At 69.7% G+C, this 16155-nt stretch carries 14 protein-coding genes; 8 read left to right on the top strand and 6 right to left on the bottom strand.

Annotation, left to right across the window (positions count from 1 at the left end):
• The first annotated feature begins 100 nt into the window (after positions 1-100).
• Complete coding sequence (gene speA / locus GTZ93_RS30535) at positions 101-2107, top strand: biosynthetic arginine decarboxylase (protein ID WP_120577340.1); 2007 nt, start codon at positions 101-103, stop codon at positions 2105-2107.
• A gap of 13 nt (positions 2108-2120) precedes the next feature.
• Here speA and GTZ93_RS30530 read toward each other — a convergent pair whose 3' ends face one another.
• The 3 genes from GTZ93_RS30530 to GTZ93_RS30520 all read right to left on the bottom strand — a co-directional run bounded on the left by GTZ93_RS30530 (position 2121) and on the right by GTZ93_RS30520 (position 4464).
• Positions 2121-2648, bottom strand: coding sequence for a hypothetical protein (locus tag GTZ93_RS30530; RefSeq protein ID WP_139921150.1), 528 nt, complete (start codon positions 2646-2648; stop codon positions 2121-2123).
• Between the two features lie 115 nt (positions 2649-2763).
• Positions 2764-3192 (bottom strand): OsmC family protein, encoded by a 429-nt coding sequence (locus tag GTZ93_RS30525; protein ID WP_120594623.1) that lies wholly within the window; start codon positions 3190-3192, stop codon positions 2764-2766.
• A 45-nt stretch (positions 3193-3237) separates the two neighbouring features.
• The gene (locus GTZ93_RS30520; protein ID WP_120577343.1) at positions 3238-4464 is read right to left on the bottom strand and encodes a deoxyhypusine synthase family protein; all 1227 of its coding nucleotides are present in this window, start codon (positions 4462-4464) and stop codon (positions 3238-3240) included.
• A 194-nt stretch (positions 4465-4658) separates the two neighbouring features.
• Here GTZ93_RS30520 and GTZ93_RS30515 point away from each other — a divergent pair, with 194 nt between their 5' ends.
• Positions 4659-5489, top strand: coding sequence for a PHP domain-containing protein (locus GTZ93_RS30515; RefSeq protein ID WP_139921152.1), 831 nt, complete (start codon positions 4659-4661; stop codon positions 5487-5489).
• Here the strand turns inward: GTZ93_RS30515 and GTZ93_RS30510 are convergent, their stop codons facing one another.
• Positions 5490-7040 carry a methyl-accepting chemotaxis protein gene (locus tag GTZ93_RS30510; RefSeq protein ID WP_139921154.1) on the bottom strand — a complete coding sequence of 517 codons (1551 nt, stop codon included), beginning with the start codon at positions 7038-7040 and terminating at the stop codon, positions 5490-5492. It abuts the gene before it with no gap.
• A gap of 258 nt (positions 7041-7298) precedes the next feature.
• Between GTZ93_RS30510 and GTZ93_RS30505 the strand changes: the two genes are divergently transcribed.
• Positions 7299-7667, top strand: a complete 369-nt coding sequence (locus tag GTZ93_RS30505) for an NADH-quinone oxidoreductase subunit A (protein ID WP_139921156.1) — start codon at positions 7299-7301, stop codon at positions 7665-7667.
• Between the two features lie 9 nt (positions 7668-7676).
• Positions 7677-8240 carry an NADH-quinone oxidoreductase subunit B gene (locus tag GTZ93_RS30500; protein WP_120566535.1) on the top strand — a complete coding sequence of 188 codons (564 nt, stop codon included), beginning with the start codon at positions 7677-7679 and terminating at the stop codon, positions 8238-8240.
• An 85-nt stretch (positions 8241-8325) separates the two neighbouring features.
• On the opposite strand, the gene GTZ93_RS30495 is transcribed toward GTZ93_RS30500, so the two are convergent.
• Together GTZ93_RS30495 and GTZ93_RS30490 are read right to left on the bottom strand one after the other, a co-directional pair.
• Entirely contained in the window at positions 8326-8802 is a 477-nt protein-coding gene (locus GTZ93_RS30495; RefSeq protein ID WP_120577347.1) for a PaaI family thioesterase, read from the bottom strand.
• The gene (locus GTZ93_RS30490) at positions 8684-10867 is read right to left on the bottom strand and encodes a sulfatase-like hydrolase/transferase (protein WP_161663160.1); all 2184 of its coding nucleotides are present in this window, start codon (positions 10865-10867) and stop codon (positions 8684-8686) included. The genes GTZ93_RS30495 and GTZ93_RS30490 overlap by 119 nt, the downstream gene beginning before the upstream one ends.
• Positions 10868-11026: 159 nt before the next feature.
• Between GTZ93_RS30490 and GTZ93_RS30485 the strand changes: the two genes are divergently transcribed.
• From GTZ93_RS30485 to GTZ93_RS30470, 4 genes are all read left to right on the top strand, one after another.
• Positions 11027-12301: an adenylate/guanylate cyclase domain-containing protein gene (locus GTZ93_RS30485; RefSeq protein WP_139920971.1), complete on the top strand. Its 1275-nt coding sequence runs from the start codon at positions 11027-11029 to the stop codon at positions 12299-12301.
• Between the two features lie 173 nt (positions 12302-12474).
• Positions 12475-12993 (top strand): NADH-quinone oxidoreductase subunit C, encoded by a 519-nt coding sequence (locus GTZ93_RS30480; protein ID WP_120594655.1) that lies wholly within the window; start codon positions 12475-12477, stop codon positions 12991-12993.
• Positions 12994-13006: 13 nt separating this feature from the next.
• Positions 13007-14266: an NADH dehydrogenase (quinone) subunit D gene (nuoD, locus tag GTZ93_RS30475; RefSeq protein ID WP_139920969.1), complete on the top strand. Its 1260-nt coding sequence runs from the start codon at positions 13007-13009 to the stop codon at positions 14264-14266.
• On the top strand, positions 14263-16155 hold the full coding sequence (locus tag GTZ93_RS30470; protein ID WP_139920968.1) for a 2Fe-2S iron-sulfur cluster-binding protein: 1893 nt from the start codon (positions 14263-14265) through the stop codon (positions 16153-16155). Before nuoD ends, GTZ93_RS30470 begins: the two co-directional genes overlap by 4 nt.

The following is a 16155-nucleotide window of genomic DNA, read 5'->3' as shown; positions in this document are numbered from 1 at the left end:
TATTGAATGGATGGGGCGTTTCCGATAGTCCGGCCCCCCTCCCGTGTTCATGGGAGTTTCCACACCCCGCCGCGCGCTCCACCGGAGGCACGAAACAACGATGGCCGCTCCCTCCCCTCAGCACCGCTGGACCCTGGCCGATGCTCATGAGCTGTACGGCATCCGCAACTGGGGCTCGCCCTACTTCGGCATCAACGACAAGGGCCACGTGTGCGTCCACCCGGACGGGCCCGCCGCTCCGAGCATGGACCTCAAGGAGCTGGTGGACGAGGTCCGTCGCCGGGGCATCGGTCTGCCGCTGCTCCTGCGCTTCACGGACGTGCTGCGCCACCGCGTGGTGCACCTGAACAACGCGTTCAAGAAGGCCATCGCGGATCAGGGCTACAAGGGCCTGTACCGGGGCGTGTACCCCATCAAGGTGAACCAGCACCGCTACGTGGTGGAGACCATCATCGAGGCGGGCAAGGAGTACACCTACGGCCTGGAGGCCGGCAGCAAGCCGGAGCTGCTCGCCGTGATGGCGCTGCTGGACAGCGAAGACGCGCTCGTCATCTGCAACGGCTACAAGGACGAGGAGTACATCGAGACGGCGCTCTTCTACTCGCGCCTGGGCCGCAACGTCATCCTGGTGGTGGAGAAGCCCAGCGAGCTGCCCCTCATCGCGGAGGTGGCGCGCCGCACCGGCATCACGCCGCGGCTGGGCATGCGCGTGAAGCTGTCCACGCGCGGCGCCGGCAAGTGGGAGGCGTCCGGCGGTGACCGGTCCAAGTTCGGCCTGTCCTCGTCGGAGCTGATGAACTGCATCAGCTTCATGAAGGACGCGGGCCTGCTGTCCTCCTTCGAGCTGCTTCACTTCCACCTGGGAAGCCAGATCTCCAACATCCGCAACGTGAAGAACGCGCTGCGCGAGGTGGGCTGCTTCTACGTGGAGGTGGCTCGCCAGGGCGCGCCGCTGAAGTACCTGGACGTGGGCGGCGGCCTGGGCGTGGACTACGACGGCTCCCAGACGAACTTCGCCTCCTCCATGAACTACACGACGGAGGAGTACGCCAACGACGTCGTCTTCGGCGTGATGGAGGCCTGCGACCGCGCGGGCGTGCCGCACCCCACGCTCGTCTCCGAGTCCGGCCGCGCCGTCGTGGCGCACCACGCGGTGCTGGTGGTGGACGTGCTGGGCACCAGCGAGTTCGACCCGTCCCAGACGCCCGACAAGGTGGACGACAAGGCGCCCTCCGTGGTGCGCAACCTCTATTCGACGTTCCGCGAGGTCACGAACAAGAACGTCATCGAGGCCTTCCACGACGCGCAGGACGCCAAGGAGGAGAGCCTCCAGCTGTTCTCCCTGGGCCACCTGTCGCTGGAGCAGCGCGTGGCGGCGGAGAACCTCTACTGGGCCATCTGCCACAAGATTTTGCGCGTGGCGCGCGAGGCCGGGGAGATTCCGGAGGAGCTGGAGGCCCTGGAGAAGCAGCTGTCGGACACGTACTTCTGCAACTTCTCCGTGTTCCAGTCGCTGCCGGACTCGTGGGCCATTGATCAGCTCTTCCCGATGATGCCCATCCACCGTCTGGCGGAGAAGCCGACCCGGCGCGCGACGCTGGCGGACATCACCTGCGACTCGGACGGGAAGATCGAGCACTTCATCGACAAGCGCGAGGTGAAGGACGCGCTGGAGCTGCACGCGCTCAACAGCGACGACTACTACCTGGGCATCTTCCTGGTGGGCGCGTACCAGGAGATCCTGGGCGACCTGCACAACCTCTTCGGAGACACGCACACGGTGCAGGTGTCGCTGGCTCCGGGCGGCGGCTACCTCATCGACCACGTCGTCGCCGGGGACACCGTGACGGAAGTGCTCAACTACGTGAGCTACAACAAGGACGACCTCGTCGCGAAGCTGCGCAAGTTCACGGAGCTGGCGCTGCGCCAGGGACGCATCACCCTGGACGAGTCCCGCAACCTGCTGCGCGTCTACGAGGACGGCCTGTCCGGCTACACGTACCTGGAGCGCGAGGTGGACGCGACGTTCACCTCCGCCAGCCAGCTGCGCCTGCTGCCCGGCCCCGAGAACGGGGCGCGCACGCCCGTGACGCCCTCGGGGACCTGAAGTCCCTGACGGCTCAAGCCTCCGTCGGGACCGGTGCCTGTTCGCCGGTCTCGACGGATGTGTCGCTGAACGCGGTCTCCGTCGCGCGAAGGCGCAGCATCTGGAGCGTCTCCAGCTGTCCTTCAGCGCGCTCGGCGAGGAAGGCGAAGTCGAACCGCGCCAGACGCGGCTCCTTCGCGGCCACCTTCGCCAGGCTCCTCCACATGGACACGCGTCCGTGGGAGCCCACGCACAGGCCTTCCAGCTCCACCAGCCGGCTCAACGGTGAGTAGCGCAGCCAGGAGCCATTGAGCTTCAGCCGCGACAGCTTCTCCGTCAGCCACGCGCCGCCCACCTTCAGCGGATCCACGCGCGCCTCCACCGAGGACATCACCGACAGCAGCGTGGCGCGGTCCTGCTCCAGCAGCGGAATCAGCGTGGCCAGGTACTGGCCCACCGCATTGCTGCGGTTCTCGCGCTCGGTCCGCTTCGCGAGATCCAACCCCACGGTGGAGCCCAGCAGGTGGTCGTTGAGATAGATGCCCAGTCGCTTCAGATTCATGCCGAGTGCCCCTCCCCCGAGGCATCAGAGAACTTCTCGAGGGTGGGCACGGCGGCCACTTGCCGCACGCGGGGCTCGGAGGGCGGGCAGCCGACCGAGCCCCCTTACGACTGCTTCAGTCCGGATAGCCGAACGACGCCGTGACCTTCACGTCCGGGTGGAGGCTGCGCGCCACGGGACACTCGTGGGCGATCTTCTCCAGCATGGCGCGGTGCTCCGGCACGAGGCCGGCCGGCATCAGGATGGAAATCACCAGCTCGCCAATCTTGCGCGGCGGCGGGGTCATCCGCTTCTCCACCGTCGCGCGCACCTCGCCCAGGGTGATGCCCTCCTTGCCGGCCACCAGGTGCATGGTCGTCACGACACAGGACGCCAGCGCCGTGGCCACCAGGTCCGTGGGGGAGAAGCTGCCGCCGGTGCCGCCGTTGTCCTTCGGCGCCTCCGTGGGCAACGTCGCGCCGGACGGACCGTGCGTCACCTGCGTCTTCAGCTGGGGAGCACTCACCAGGGACATCACCACACCCGTCGCGGGCTGCTGACTCATCACCTTCTCCTTGGGACTTGAGGCCTGGGTTGGAAGAACTGCGCTCTAACGCACGAAGCTGTCGTGGGCCTTCGCATCCTTCTTGGAGGAGGGCGCGGCTTCCTCGACGCTCCAGTCCAGCGTCTTCATCAGCGACTTGCTGCGCTTCTTGACGTCCGCGTCCAGGAACTTCACCGCGTCGTCCATCTTGTCCATCAGGCGCATGGGCTTGCGCTTGTTCTTGGGCTCGCTGAACAGCGCGTGCGTGAGCCAGGGGAACACCGCCGTCACGTCGCAGTGCACGTACATGGAGCCCGTCTCCACCGCCTCCACGGACACCTTGCCCCAGGTGTGGCCCTCACCGGCCGGGCAGCTGGACAGCGCGCCGTTGTCCACCGGGTCCACGCAGAACTGCACGTCGATGTCGAAGCCCGACGTGGGGACGTTCAGGATCTGGTCCAGCAGCGGCTCGCCCTGGAGCGTGTAGTTCTTGGGCACGCCGCCGCCCAGGATCCAGATGGCCAGCTTCCCGCTGCCGTTGTGGCGGCAGTAGTGCTGCATGGCGGCCATGGAATAGACGTCGTCGTTGATGTCGAGCTCGAACTTGAACTCGTCACCCAGCAGGCGCTTCAGCTTCACGACGTTGAGGAAGATGGAGCCGTCCTGCACCGCGCCCACCCAGATGGGCACACCGTGCTTGTAGCAGGTGGACAACAGCGACGGCTGCTTCACGCCCAGCTGCTTCTCGATGCCGTAAATGGCCTTGCCCAGGAGGTAGTGGAACTCCGGGGTGGTCATCTTCCGCTGGAACTGCGGCTGCCGGAGGATGGCGGAGAAGAGGCGGTCGGTGTCGAGCAGCGCCTCTTCCCAGAAGCCCAGGTCGTAGATGCGGATGATGCGCGCCAGGCGGTACTGGAGGTCGCCCGCGTTGGGGTTCACCTCGCGGATGCCGTGGCCGATGATGCGGTGGGCGTCGTGGTAGAGGTTGGCGCCCGTGGTGGTGATGGCGGAGATGATGCCCTTCTCCACCAGCGGGATGAGGCAGGACTGGTGCAGGCCCGCGGGCGTCATGGCACCCGACAGCGTGAGGAAGATGGACGCGTCCTGCTGCACGGACTGCTGCATCAGCTCGAACGCGGTGCGCTCCTGGCGGCCCACGTAGGCGCTGAACGCGTGCGCGAGCAGCTCCGCCGGCTTCTCCTTGCCGGTGATGGGGCGCGGATCCGCCTTGCGCGCGTTCGCGTAGGCGGCGCGAAGGGTGGACTTCTTCGGGGTCGGGGTCGTCTTGGCCATGGCGCGGCGATCTAGCACCGCCGGCCTGCCAAGGGGAGGCCCGGCTCCAGCCCCGCCCTCCCTTGGGGCCGCCACCGGACAGGAACAAACCCCTCGCCGTGCGGATTCACACAGGGCCCGCTCTTCCGGCCCCTTCCCATGGGGACATGGCGTAAGAGTGCCCGCCTCGCCGCCCTCCGGAGGGTTCCACCGCCGTGATCGACCTGCATTCGCACACCACCGCCAGTGACGGCCAGTACCCGCCCTCGGAGCTGGTGGCGAGAGCCGCCGCCGCGGGAGTCACCGTCCTGGCCGTGACGGACCACGACACGGTGGCAGGGCTCCATGAAGCCCGGCAGGCCGCCGCAACGCATGGTGTCGAGCTGGTGCCCGGCATCGAGCTGTCCGCCTTCGTCTACGGCAAGGAGGCCCACATCCTGGGCCACTTCCTGCGCCCGGAGGACCCGGACCTCGCGCGCTTCGCGGACCGGCTGCGCGACGAGCGCACCCACCGCATGGAGGCCATGGTGGCCCGTCTGCGGGAGCTGGGCTTCCCGGTGCGCATGGAGCAGGTGCGCAAGGTGGCCGGGGACGCGCAGCTGGGGCGGCCCCACCTGGCGCGGGTGCTGGTGGATCAGGGCTGGTGCATCGACGTGAAGGCCGCGTTCGACCGCTTCCTGGGCACGGGCCGCGCGGCGTGGGTGGAGCGCTTCAAGCTGGACGGCGCGGAGGCCATCCGGCTCATCCGCAACGCGGGCGGCACCGCGACGCTGGCCCACCCCAGCTCCTCCAAGATGGAGCGCTCGGAGATTCAAGCGCTGGCGAAGGCGGGCCTCTCCGGCCTGGAGATCCTCAGCGTGGACCACAACCCCTCGGTGCGGCAGAAGTACCTGGCGCTCGCGGCGGAGCTCGACCTGGTGCCCACCTTCGGCAGTGACTTCCACGGCGAGGCGGTGGCGCCCGACCACCGCCTGGGCGTCGCGGCCATGTCCCCGGAGCTGTTCCAGAAGCTGCGCGCCCGCGCGCCTTCGTCCCGGCCCGTCTGACTACGGCCGGGGCTGGGCCTTGAAGCGGCTCGTCACCGCGGTGAGGCCTTCGGCCACGGCCTGGAGGTCCTGGGCGATGCGCGTGGTGCGGCCGGTGGCGTCCACGCCCTGCTTCACCAGGTCCGCCACGTTGCGCGCGCCCTGCACCGCCTGCTCGCTGGACTGACGCTGCTGGCGGGTGGCGATGGTGATTTGACGCGCCGCCTCGCTGGTGCCGCGCGCCAGCTCCACGATGCGCAGGAAGACGGCGGAGGCCTGCTCGGCCACCTCCACGCCCCGGTCGCTGGTCGCCATGCCCACGCGGGCCTTGGACGCGGCCTCCTCGCCGGAGTCCTGCACCTTCTCCACGATGCGGGCGATGTCGCGCGCGGACACGGACACGTTCTCCGCCAGCTTGCGCATCTCCGCGGCCACCAGGGAGAAGCCCCGGCCCACGTCGCCCGCCTTGGTGCCCTCCAGCGCCGCGTTGAGCGCCAGCAGGTCGCTGCGCTCCGCCACCTGGTTGATGACCTGGGCGATCTTGGAGACCTGCTGCAGGTCCTTGTTCAGCCCCACGATGGCGTCCGCCACGCCCTTGGACTCCGTGCGGATGTCGTTGATGCCGCCCACCACCTGCGCCACCACCGCCATGGCCTCCGCCACCGCGTCATGGGTGCGCCGCGCGCTGGACTCCACCACCTCCGTGGACGAGGAGATCTGCTCGGCGGTGCGGGAGAGCTCCTCGAACGTGGCGGCGATCTGCTGCGCGTACGCAGCCTGCTGGCTGATGACGTGCTCCTGATCCGCGGAGGCCCCCATCAACCCGCGCGACGCGCTGGACAGCTGCTCGGTGCGGGTGACGAGCTCCATCACCGTGGAGCGCAGCGTGCTCAGCATCTCGTTGAAGGAGGTGGCCATCTGCCGCACCTCGCCAGCGGCGGACACGTCCAGCTCGCCCCGGAAGACGTCGCCCCGGGCCACCTCACGCGCCACCTGCGTGACGCGCGACACGGGGTCGGCGATGGCGCGGCTGATGATGACCGCCAGCCCCAGGCCCAGCACCGCGGCGCCCAGATAGCCCATGAGCGAATAGCCCTCCGTCGCCTCCAGAGCCGCCTTCACCTCGTGGGTGCCGAAGCCCGCGCGGTACACGAGGCCATTGCTCTCACAGCGCACCACGACCTGATCCGAATCCGTCAGCCGAGCCACCGTGCACGCCCCCGGCTTGAGCTCCTTCGGCTGAAGGGACCCTTCCGGCACCTGGCCGCGCACGGCGATCACGGTGCCGTCCGCGCGGGACAGCTCCTGGAACGTCAGCGTGAAGCCGCCGGATTCGACCTGGTTGAAGACCTCGTCGCGGCGCGCGCGGGCGTCCGGCGCCGTTTCAGGCAGCGCGAGCGAGGGGTGCCGCACCACCAGCGTCCCCAGCGTCACCGCCCTGCCGGCGAGCACTTCCAGGCCCGCCGCCTTCTGCCGCGCGGGGAAGTACACCCCGGTGAAGAACACCACCGCGAGGCACGGAAGCAGCACCGCGATCGCCACCTGCATCCGCAAGGTCAGCCGGCCCCACATGTCGACGACTCCCCAGGCGATGAAGGCAGAAAGGACAGCCCGCAGACGCTAGGCGTGGTTTCCCCACAGCGTCAAACGGGCCCCGGTCCAGGCCCAGGAGCCGCGGGGCGGACACGGGCGCCCGCTGATCCACCGCCCGTCCGGGAGCAGGCGTCCGGGCAGCGCGGTTTCGGCCGTCTTCTCAAGGGGTTGGCGGGCCCGGCGCGGGGGTGTTTCCCTTTGACACGACGCCAGCGGTGTCGTTAGGGTCCGCGCCCGATGACAACACCCCTCGCCCCGTACCTGCCGATGGCGGTGGTGCTCCTGCTGGCCGGTGTCCTGGGGATGCTCATCCCCCAGGTCACCACCCGGCTGGGCCCCAAGCGCCCGAGCAGCACCAAGTCGGCCCCCTTCGAAGCAGGCTCCGAGTCGAGCGGTCCCGCTCGCCAGCGCTTCGCCGTGAAGTTCTACGTCATCGCACTGCTCTTCATCGTGTTCGACGTGGAAGCGGTGTTCCTGTACCCCTGGGCAGTGAACTTCCAGGCGCTCGGCTGGTTCGGCTACGTGGAGATGCTGGTTTTCGCGTCGACCCTGCTCGTGGGCCTTATCTACGTCTGGAAGAAGGGCGCTCTCGACTGGGAGAGCTGAGACATCACCATGGCTGACACCGACATCGCGCCGATCATGACCACCCGCCGGGACGAAGCCATGGGCTTCTTCCAGAAGCTGGTGTCCAAGGGCCTGGGCTGGGCCCGCAAGTACTCGCTGTTCACCTACCCGTACGCCACCGCGTGCTGCGGCATGGAGTACATGTCCGTGGCCGCCAGCCGCCACGACATCTCGCGCTTCGGCGCGGAGTTCCCGCGCTTCTCGCCGCGCCAGGCGGACCTGCTGATGGTGGTGGGCACCATCAACCTGAAGCAGGCCCCCATCCTCAAGCGCGTCTACGAGCAGATGACCGAGCCCAAGTGGGTCGTGTCCTTCGGCGTGTGCGCGTCCTCCGGCGGCTTCTACGACAACTACGCGGTGCTCCAGGGCATCGACCGCATCATCCCGGTGGACGTCTACATCCCCGGCTGCCCGCCGCGCCCGGAGCAGGTGCTGGACGGTCTGATGCTGCTGCAGGACAAGATCGGCAACCAGGTGCACCGGCTGCGCGACCCCGGCGAGCCCAACGAGACCGCGGCGCACCACGCCCGCATGCTCGCCGCCGGCAAGTAGTCACACCGCTTTCGCTTCACCCCACGGGCCCCGTGCCGCCTCTCACGAAGAGGCTGGTGACGGGGCCCGAGGCGTTTTTTGGGGCCTACCAGCGGTGGTACGCGGGGTGGCCTTCCTTCACGGCGACGAAGGTGCCCCGGCAGGTGGCCGTCACCTTGCCATTCTCGCCGGTGAGGGTGCCCTCCACGACGACGCGGTCGCCCTCGATGGACACGGGCTTCGCGGACAGGTGCACGGGGCCCATGGGCGTGGGGCGCTTGAGCACGATGGCGTAGTCGGCGGTGACGGTGCACGGCGGGGTGGCCGCGCCCTGCGCCTTCATCAGGTGGTACGCCGCCGTCCAGTTGCAGTGGCAGTCCAGCAGCGCGCCGATGATGCCGCCGTTGAGCACGCCCGGGAACGCCTGGTGGTGCTCCTCCGGCGTCCAGTCCGCGACGACGAGGTCACCCTCCACGCGGCTGCGGATGCGCAGCCCCTTGGGGTTGGCCGGGCCACACCCGAAGCAGGCGTTGTGGGGGGCGTACGTTTCCTGGAGGCCGCGAGTCGTTTCGGTCGTCGACATGGCCGGCGACTCTACGTGAGGCGGACTCCGGTGCGCGCTCCGTCGCGTCGTCCAGCCAGTCCGCCAGCGCTCGCGCGTCCGCCCCTTCACAGTCACCCATGCAGGTGCGGCGCACGCTGCCATCCGCCTGCGGCCGGTCCACCACCCAGCGCTGGCCGTCGAAGGCGCCGGTGTCCTTCTCGCGCAGCACCGCCGTGCCCGCGTCGTCCCCCATCTCCACCACGCCGTCCGGGCGCAAGCGGTACGCGTCGAAGGTGCGCGGCGCGCCCGGCCAGTGGCCCGGGTCGAACACCTCCGGGCTCACGTGCGTGTAGCCCGTCTCCGCGTACAGCGGCGTGAGCGGACGCGCCTCGCCACGCAACAGCGGCCCGAGCGACGCCCCGTCAGACTCCGGCAGCGCGGACAGACCGGACAGCTCCAGCAGCGTGGGGCCCACGTCCACCAGCCGCGCCAGCGCGTCCACCTGCGCCGGGCCCGCGCCACGGCCGCCAGGCATCTTCACCGCGAGCAGGATGCGGTTCTCCTCGTCGCCCAGCCGGGCGCCGTGCACGGACGTCGCGCCCGCCAGGTCCGGCCGGTCCGCGTGGAAGCTCTCGCCGTGGTCGGACATCAGCACGATGAGCGCGTCGTCGTAGCGCCCGGAGGCCCGCAGCGCGTCCAGCAGCGTCCCCACCTGCGCGTCCGCCTGCGCGATCAATTCGTCGTAGAGCCCCTCCGCGCCCGCGCGGTTCCACGCCCCCTTCGCTCCCGGGCTCACCGGCGCGAAGTGCATGCGCAGCCGGCGCTCCAGCGGCTCGGAGGAGGACACGTAGCGGCGGTAGAACGGGTACACCGGGTCGCCCGGGAAGTGCGCCGCCGTGGCGTGGAAGGCGAAGAGCAGCGGCCCCTCCCCTGCTTCCGCCACGAGCCCGTCCGACAGCCGCCGGGCATAGCCCATGGGGTCGTGGATGCCGGCCAGCGCGCGGTTGTCGATGAACTCGGGCACCCACTCGGCGCCGGCCGGGTTGTCCGCGAACAGGCCCAGCGCCCGGTAGCGCAGCTTCTCCAGCGCGAAGTTGATCGCGCCGCGCGGAGGCTGCCAGCGCGTGGCGAAGCCGGAGGCCGGCCCCTCGAAGTGGAAGCGCGAGCAGTCCGTGGCGAACACCGTGCGCCAACCGGCGTCCGTGAAACGCTGCGCGAAGGTGGGCGCCAGCACGAGCCGCGCGTCGGGCGTCAGCGGGTAGCGCACGCCCGTGCGGTACGGCCAGCGCGCGGTGAGCAGCGAACGCCACGCGGGCTCCGTCTGCGCCACCGGCGTGTAGGCCTGGGTGAAGAGCGTGGCGTCCTGGAGGAAGCGCTCGACCTGGGGCGCGACGCCATGCCCTGTCGCGCCCAGCCGGTCCGGCCGGAACGCGTCGATGCCGATGAGCACCACCAGCGGCTGCCGGACGGAGGGCTCGACCCGGCGCACCGTCACCGCCACCGCCAGCACCACGACGACGCCCGCCACCACCGCCCACGCGGCGCGCTCCGCCCGGAGGGCCGCCGGACCGCCAGTGGTCGCGAACCGCCGCAGCCCCCGTGCGCCGCGCCACGCCAGCACGGCCAGATGGACCGCCACCCACGCTCCGGCCGCCGCGCGCGCCTGCCACGGCTCTCCGTGATCCACCAGCCACGCCAGCACCGGCCGCACCGCCGGCAGGTCGTCAAAGAGGGCGGGCCGCGCGAGCGCCCGGTCCCAGGACCAGAACAGCAGCAGCCCCACCCAGTGCGGCACCATCAACGCCAGCGCCACCCACCCACCCCGCCGCGTCCAGGCGGAAGTCAGCACCGCCGCGCCAAGCCCCAGCAGGCCGCCCGCCACCATGTACACGGCGACCACGCGCAGGATGACGCCGGGCAGCAACGGCCGGACCGCCGCCGCCAGCGCCGCGTAGGGGCCGTCCAGCGGGATGTCCACGCCCACCACACCCGCCTTGAGCAGCCAGACGGTCTCGGCGGCGAAGAGCAGCAGCCCCAACAGGGAACCAAGGGCCAGGCGCCCCGAGGCGGCACGGAGGAAGGAGGCGACGGTCCGCACGGACATGCCTCCAGCCTCTACCCCGTCCGGGCATTCCCATGCCAACTCTGTGTTCTTCCGGGCTTTCAGGGAACACCTGATGTGCATGTCACACACTGTCGGTGCAAGATGGCGTCTTCACTGTTCCTGACCGCCGCTTCCCTCGGCCCGGGGGGGCCCACTCCCATGTCATCCAGCGCCACGCCCAGCGACAGCCTGCAGGAGTCCGTCCGGCGCGCGCTCGACATGGAACGGCAGTCCAATGGACGGCACCTGGCGTGGGTCCGGCTGGGCGCGGTGGGCGTGCTGTTCTCCATGGCCGTGTACCTGGGCCGGGTGCGCGAGCTGCACGACTGGGACGTCTATCTGGCGCCCTTCGCGCTGTACCTCGTGTGCACCACCATCGTGGCCGTGGCGGTGACGGCCTCCGCGCGCATCGCCCGCTGGGCGTCACTGTCCGTCGCGTTCGTGGACGTACCCGCCGTGTACTGGCTGCAGCACCTGGCGCTGCCGGTGTCCCCGTCGCCGGGTGGCGTGGCCGGCTTCACGCTGGGCATCTTCGCGGCGCTGGTGCTGCTGTCCGCGCTGAGCCTGAGGCGGCCCGTCACCCTGCTCGTCACGCTCATCGCCATCCTCGCGGAGGTGGAGCTCCAGCGTCAGGCCTCCATCGGCGGAGGCGCGCAGGTGGCCGGCGCGGTGATGCTGGCCATGACGGCCGCGGGTGCCTCCCGACTCCTCCAACGCATCCGCTTCCTGTCCGCCGCGGTCACCCAGGAGGAGCTCCAGCGCGCCCGGCTGGGCCGCTACTTCTCCCCCGCCGTCGCCGAGCGGCTCCAGGACCGTGACTCCCCCGTCCCGGAGCTGCGCGAGGTGTCCGTCCTCTTTGCGGACGTCCGCGACTTCACCTCCTTGAGCGAACGGCTGCCACCCGAGCAGGTGGTCACCATCCTCAACGAGTACTACGGCCGCATGGTGGAGGTGGTGTTCCGCCACGGCGGCACGCTCGACAAGTTCATCGGGGACGCACTGATGGTGTACTTCGGCGCCCCCCTGCCGGACGCACACCACGCCCGGAGCGCCACCCGGTGCGCGCTGGACATGGTGCGCGAGTTGGAAGCCGTCAACGCCGAGCGCGCCGCCCGGGGAGAACCCGGCCTGCGCATGGGCGTGGGCGTGCACACGGGGCCGGTGGTGCTGGGCAACATCGGCTCGCCGTTCCGGCGCCTGGAGTACACGGCCATCGGCGACACGGTGAACCTGGCCAACCGCATCGAGCGGCTGACCAAGGGCTTCGGGGTGCCGGTGCTCGTCTCCCTGGCGACCCGCGAGCGGGCGGGTGACGCCTTTCGCTGGGCCCCCGCCCCCACCGCGCTCGTCCCTGGCAAGAGCCAGCCCGTGGTGACCTTCATCCCCGAGCCCGCCGAGGACGCCCCGGTGCTGGGTCCGGACGTGGCCGCCTGAGCCCTTCCGTCCGCCGTGCCCAGGCAGGCAGGGGGTGGATCGCGACGCGGGCTGCTGGACCACCTAAGTGGCCTACACGGTTGAGGGTTTACGTTGACGCCTCACGCGAACGGTCCTTATAAAGCCGCGGTTTCCTCTGTCGTAGATCGAGGCCCCCCTTGAGCATTTTCGCGTTGGACCGGGTCGCCGCCCAGTTCCCCGAAGCGGTCGCGGAGCGCTATGTCGACCGCGCCGGCGGAGCCTGGGCCGTCATTCATGCGGAGTGGCTTCCGAAGGTCGCCACCTTCCTGAAGATGGACCCCGAGCTGGACTTCAAGCTGTTCGGCTCCGCGGACGCCGTGGATCGCCTGCACCTGGCGGAGAGTGATCCGCGCTTCGAGGTCGTCTACTTCCTCTATTCGCTCAAGCGGAAGGAGCACGTGCGCCTGAAGGTGCGCGTGACCGAGACCCGCCCGGAGCTGCCCTCCCTCACGCCGCTGTACCGCGGCGCCAACTGGTGGGAGCGGCTGGTGTTCGACTTCTACGGCATCCGCTTCACGGACCACCCGGACCTGCGCCGCATCCTCCTGTACGACGAGTTCCAGGGTCACCCCCTGCGCAAGGACTACGCGCTGCGCGACCGCCAGCCGCTGATCCCCGAGCGCCCCATCAAGGACATCTTCCGCGGCCCCGGCACCAGCGGCGTCGCCTGATCGAGACCTCACCATGTCCGACAGCCACAACACCGACGCGCAGAAGCCGCACAACCCCGACACCGATGGGCTCGCCCACGAGGAGTCGGAGCTGGAGTCGCACTTCCAGACGAAGAACATGGTCATCAACATGGGCCCCTCCCACCCGGCCACGCACGGCACCGTGCGGCTGAAGGTGGAGCTCGAGGGTGAGACCATCGTCAAGATCGACCCGGAGATCGGCTTCCTCCACCGCGGCTTCCAGAAGAGCTGCGAGAACGTCACCTGGACGCAATGCCTGCCGTACACGGACCGGCTCAACTACCTGTCCGCGATGATGAACAACTTCGGGTTCCTCAACGCCGTGGAGAAGCTCATCGGCCTGGAGATCCCCGAGCGCGCCCAGTACATCCGCGTCATCGGCAGCGAGCTGCACCGGCTCACCGACCACCTGACGTGCGTGGGCGCCACCGGCCTGGAGATGGGCGGCTTCGCGCCGTTCCTCTACGGCATGGAGGCCCGCGAGCTCATCCAGGACCGCGTCACGGAGCTCACCGGCGCGCGCCTCACCACCAGCTTCGGCCGCGTGGGCGGCATGAACCGCGACCTGCCGGAAGGCTGGTCGGAGAAGGTCAAGAAGACGCTGGACCGCACCGAAGAGCTGCTCGTGGAGATGGACGGGCTGCTCACGCGCAACCGCATCTTCGTGGACCGCACCAAGGGCACCGGCGTCATCTCCGCCGAGGACGCCATCGACTACGGGTGGACGGGCCCCGCGCTGCGCGCGTGCGGCGTGGATCACGACCTGCGCAAGGTGCAGCCGTACTGGGTCTACGACCGCTTCAACTTCGACGTGGTGGTCGGCGAGCACGGCGACAACTACGACCGCTACCTCGTGCGCCTGGAGGAGATGCGGCAGTCCATCAAGATCATCCGCCAGGCCCTCGACACCATCCCCGCGGGCCCCATCATCGTGGACGACTGGCGCATCGCGCTGCCGCCCAAGCCCGAGGTGTACGGCACCATCGAAGGCGTGATGGCGCACTTCAAGCTGGTGATGGAGGGCATCCAGGTGCCCCCCGGTGAAGTCTATGACGCGACGGAAGCGTCCAACGGCGAGCTGGGCTGGTACCTGGTGAGCGACGGTCGCGGCCGTCCGTACAAGGTCCACGTGCGCGCCCCGGGCTTCCCGGTGCTGGCGGCGCTGCCGCACATCATCCAGGGCAAGATGCTCGCGGACCTCGTTCCCACCTTTGACACCATCAACATGATCGGCGGCGAGGTCGAGCAGTGAGCGACAACGACACGAAGAAGCCCACCGGTGACGCGCAGACGCCCCCCAAGGGCGCGCCCACCGACACGCCCGCGGCCAAGATTGGCTCGGAGCCGTCCAACCCGCCCGCCGGCGCGAAGCTGGACAATCCGCCAGCGGCCGCCAGCGGCCCCACCGGCACGCCTCCGCCCAAGCCGGCGGCGCCTCCGGCCGGTGGCCCTCCGCCCAAGCCGCAGCCCAAGAACCCGGGCTTCGTGACGGCGGTCATCGACGGACGCGAAGTCGTGGTGAAGCCGGGGACGAACATGATCGAGGCGGCCAAGTCGGTCGGCTCGGAGATCCCCTACTACTGCTACCACCCGCGCCTCTCCATCGCGGCCAACTGCCGCATCTGCCTCATCGAGGCGTCCAACGCGCCCAAGCTCGTCCCCGCCTGCCAGACGCCCATGGCCGAGGGTCAGGTCATCAAGACCACGACCCCCAAGGTCAAGGAGCAGCAGCGCGCGGTGATGGAGTTCCTGCTGCTGAACCACCCGGTCGACTGCTCCATCTGCGACCAGGCCGGTGAGTGCAAGCTGCAGGACTACTACATGAAGTACAATTACAAGCCCTCGCGCCTGGAGGGCACCAAGGCCCTCAAGCACAAGCGCAAGGTGCTGGGGCCTCACGTGGTGCTGGATCAGGAGCGCTGCATCATCTGCACGCGCTGCGTCCGCTTCATGAACGAGATCCCGAAGGAGCCGCAGCTGGGCGTCTTCGGCCGTGGCAGCCACGAGCGCATCGACGTCTTCCCGGGCAACGAGCTGAACAGCAACTACTCGCTGAACACCGTGGACGTGTGCCCGGTGGGCGCGCTGCTCTCCCGCGACTTCCGCTTCAAGGCGCGCTCCTGGTTCCTGTCCGCCACGCCGTCCGTCTGCACGGGCTGCTCGCGCGGCTGCAGCATCTCCGCGGACTGGATGTCCCAGGACACCTACCGCTACCGCCCGCGTGAGAACGAGGCCATCAACAAGAGCTGGATGTGCGACCAGGGCCGCCTGTCGTACAAGGACCTGAACGTGGGCCGCGTGCTGTCCGCCCGAGTGGGCCGCGGCCTGCAGGCCCCCGGCACGGTGCAGCCGGTGCTCACGCGCAAGGACGCCGCGCTCGGCGCGGTCAAGGCGCTCAAGCCGCTCGCGGGCTCCAAGCAGCTCGCGGTGCTGGCCTCGCCGCTTGCGTCCAACGAGGACCTGCTCGCGGGCCTGACGTTCGCCAAGACGGTGCTGGGTGTCACCAGCGTGTTCGTGGGCGGCCGGCCTCAGGGCAAGGCGGACCACTACCTGATGACGGCGGACAAGAACCCCAACCGCCAGGGCCTGGCGCTCATCGCCAAGGGCCTGGGGCTGTCGCTCAAGGGCTTCGAGGAGCTCACCCCCGCCATCAACGCGGGCCAGGTGAAGGCGCTCTACGCGGTGGGCACGGAAGTCCCCACGGACGCGGCCGCCTTCGCGGAAGTCGCCGCGAAGCTGGAGGTGTTCGTCGCCCAGGCGCAGAACGATTCCCCGGTGACGGCGCAGGCCACGGTGCTGCTGCCCGCTTCGGCGCACATCGAGGACGAGGGCACGTTCACGCAAGCGGACGGCATCACCCAGCGCTTCCGCAAGGCGTACCCCTCCAAGGGGGACGCGGTGCCGCACTGGAAGTGGGCCACGGAGCTGACGCGCGAGCTGGGCGGCGAGGCCGCCGCGGCTTCCGCGCGCGACGTGTGGCGGGCGCTCTCCGGGCAGGTGTCCGAGTTCGCCGAGTTCAACTGGGACAAGGCCTCTCCGCCGGACCGGGAGAAGCCGGGCATCAATCCGCTGCCGTCGGGAGCCGACGGCCGTCCGCCGGGCTACCGTGAGTTCGGCGCGCCGCGCGTGAGGGGCATCTGA

It is taken from the genome of Corallococcus exiguus, from assembly GCF_009909105.1.
Taxonomy (GTDB): Bacteria; Myxococcota; Myxococcia; order Myxococcales; family Myxococcaceae; genus Corallococcus; species Corallococcus exiguus.
The sequence above is the reverse complement of the archived record's forward strand: the minus strand, read 5'-3'. Positions and strand labels throughout refer to the sequence as shown.

Coding starts and splice junctions, on each gene's coding strand:
- speA (WP_120577340.1), top strand. CDS start 101: ATGGCCGCTCCCTCCCCTCAGCACCGCTGGACCCTGGCCGATGCTCAT.
- GTZ93_RS30530 (WP_139921150.1), bottom strand. CDS start 2,648: ATGAATCTGAAGCGACTGGGCATCTATCTCAACGACCACCTGCTGGGC.
- GTZ93_RS30525 (WP_120594623.1), bottom strand. CDS start 3,192: ATGAGTCAGCAGCCCGCGACGGGTGTGGTGATGTCCCTGGTGAGTGCT.
- GTZ93_RS30520 (WP_120577343.1), bottom strand. CDS start 4,464: ATGGCCAAGACGACCCCGACCCCGAAGAAGTCCACCCTTCGCGCCGCC.
- GTZ93_RS30510 (WP_139921154.1), bottom strand. CDS start 7,040: ATGTGGGGCCGGCTGACCTTGCGGATGCAGGTGGCGATCGCGGTGCTG.
- GTZ93_RS30505 (WP_139921156.1), top strand. CDS start 7,299: ATGACAACACCCCTCGCCCCGTACCTGCCGATGGCGGTGGTGCTCCTG.
- GTZ93_RS30500 (WP_120566535.1), top strand. CDS start 7,677: ATGGCTGACACCGACATCGCGCCGATCATGACCACCCGCCGGGACGAA.
- GTZ93_RS30495 (WP_120577347.1), bottom strand. CDS start 8,802: ATGTCGACGACCGAAACGACTCGCGGCCTCCAGGAAACGTACGCCCCC.
- GTZ93_RS30490 (WP_161663160.1), bottom strand. CDS start 10,867: ATGTCCGTGCGGACCGTCGCCTCCTTCCTCCGTGCCGCCTCGGGGCGC.
- GTZ93_RS30485 (WP_139920971.1), top strand. CDS start 11,027: ATGTCATCCAGCGCCACGCCCAGCGACAGCCTGCAGGAGTCCGTCCGG.
- nuoD (WP_139920969.1), top strand. CDS start 13,007: ATGTCCGACAGCCACAACACCGACGCGCAGAAGCCGCACAACCCCGAC.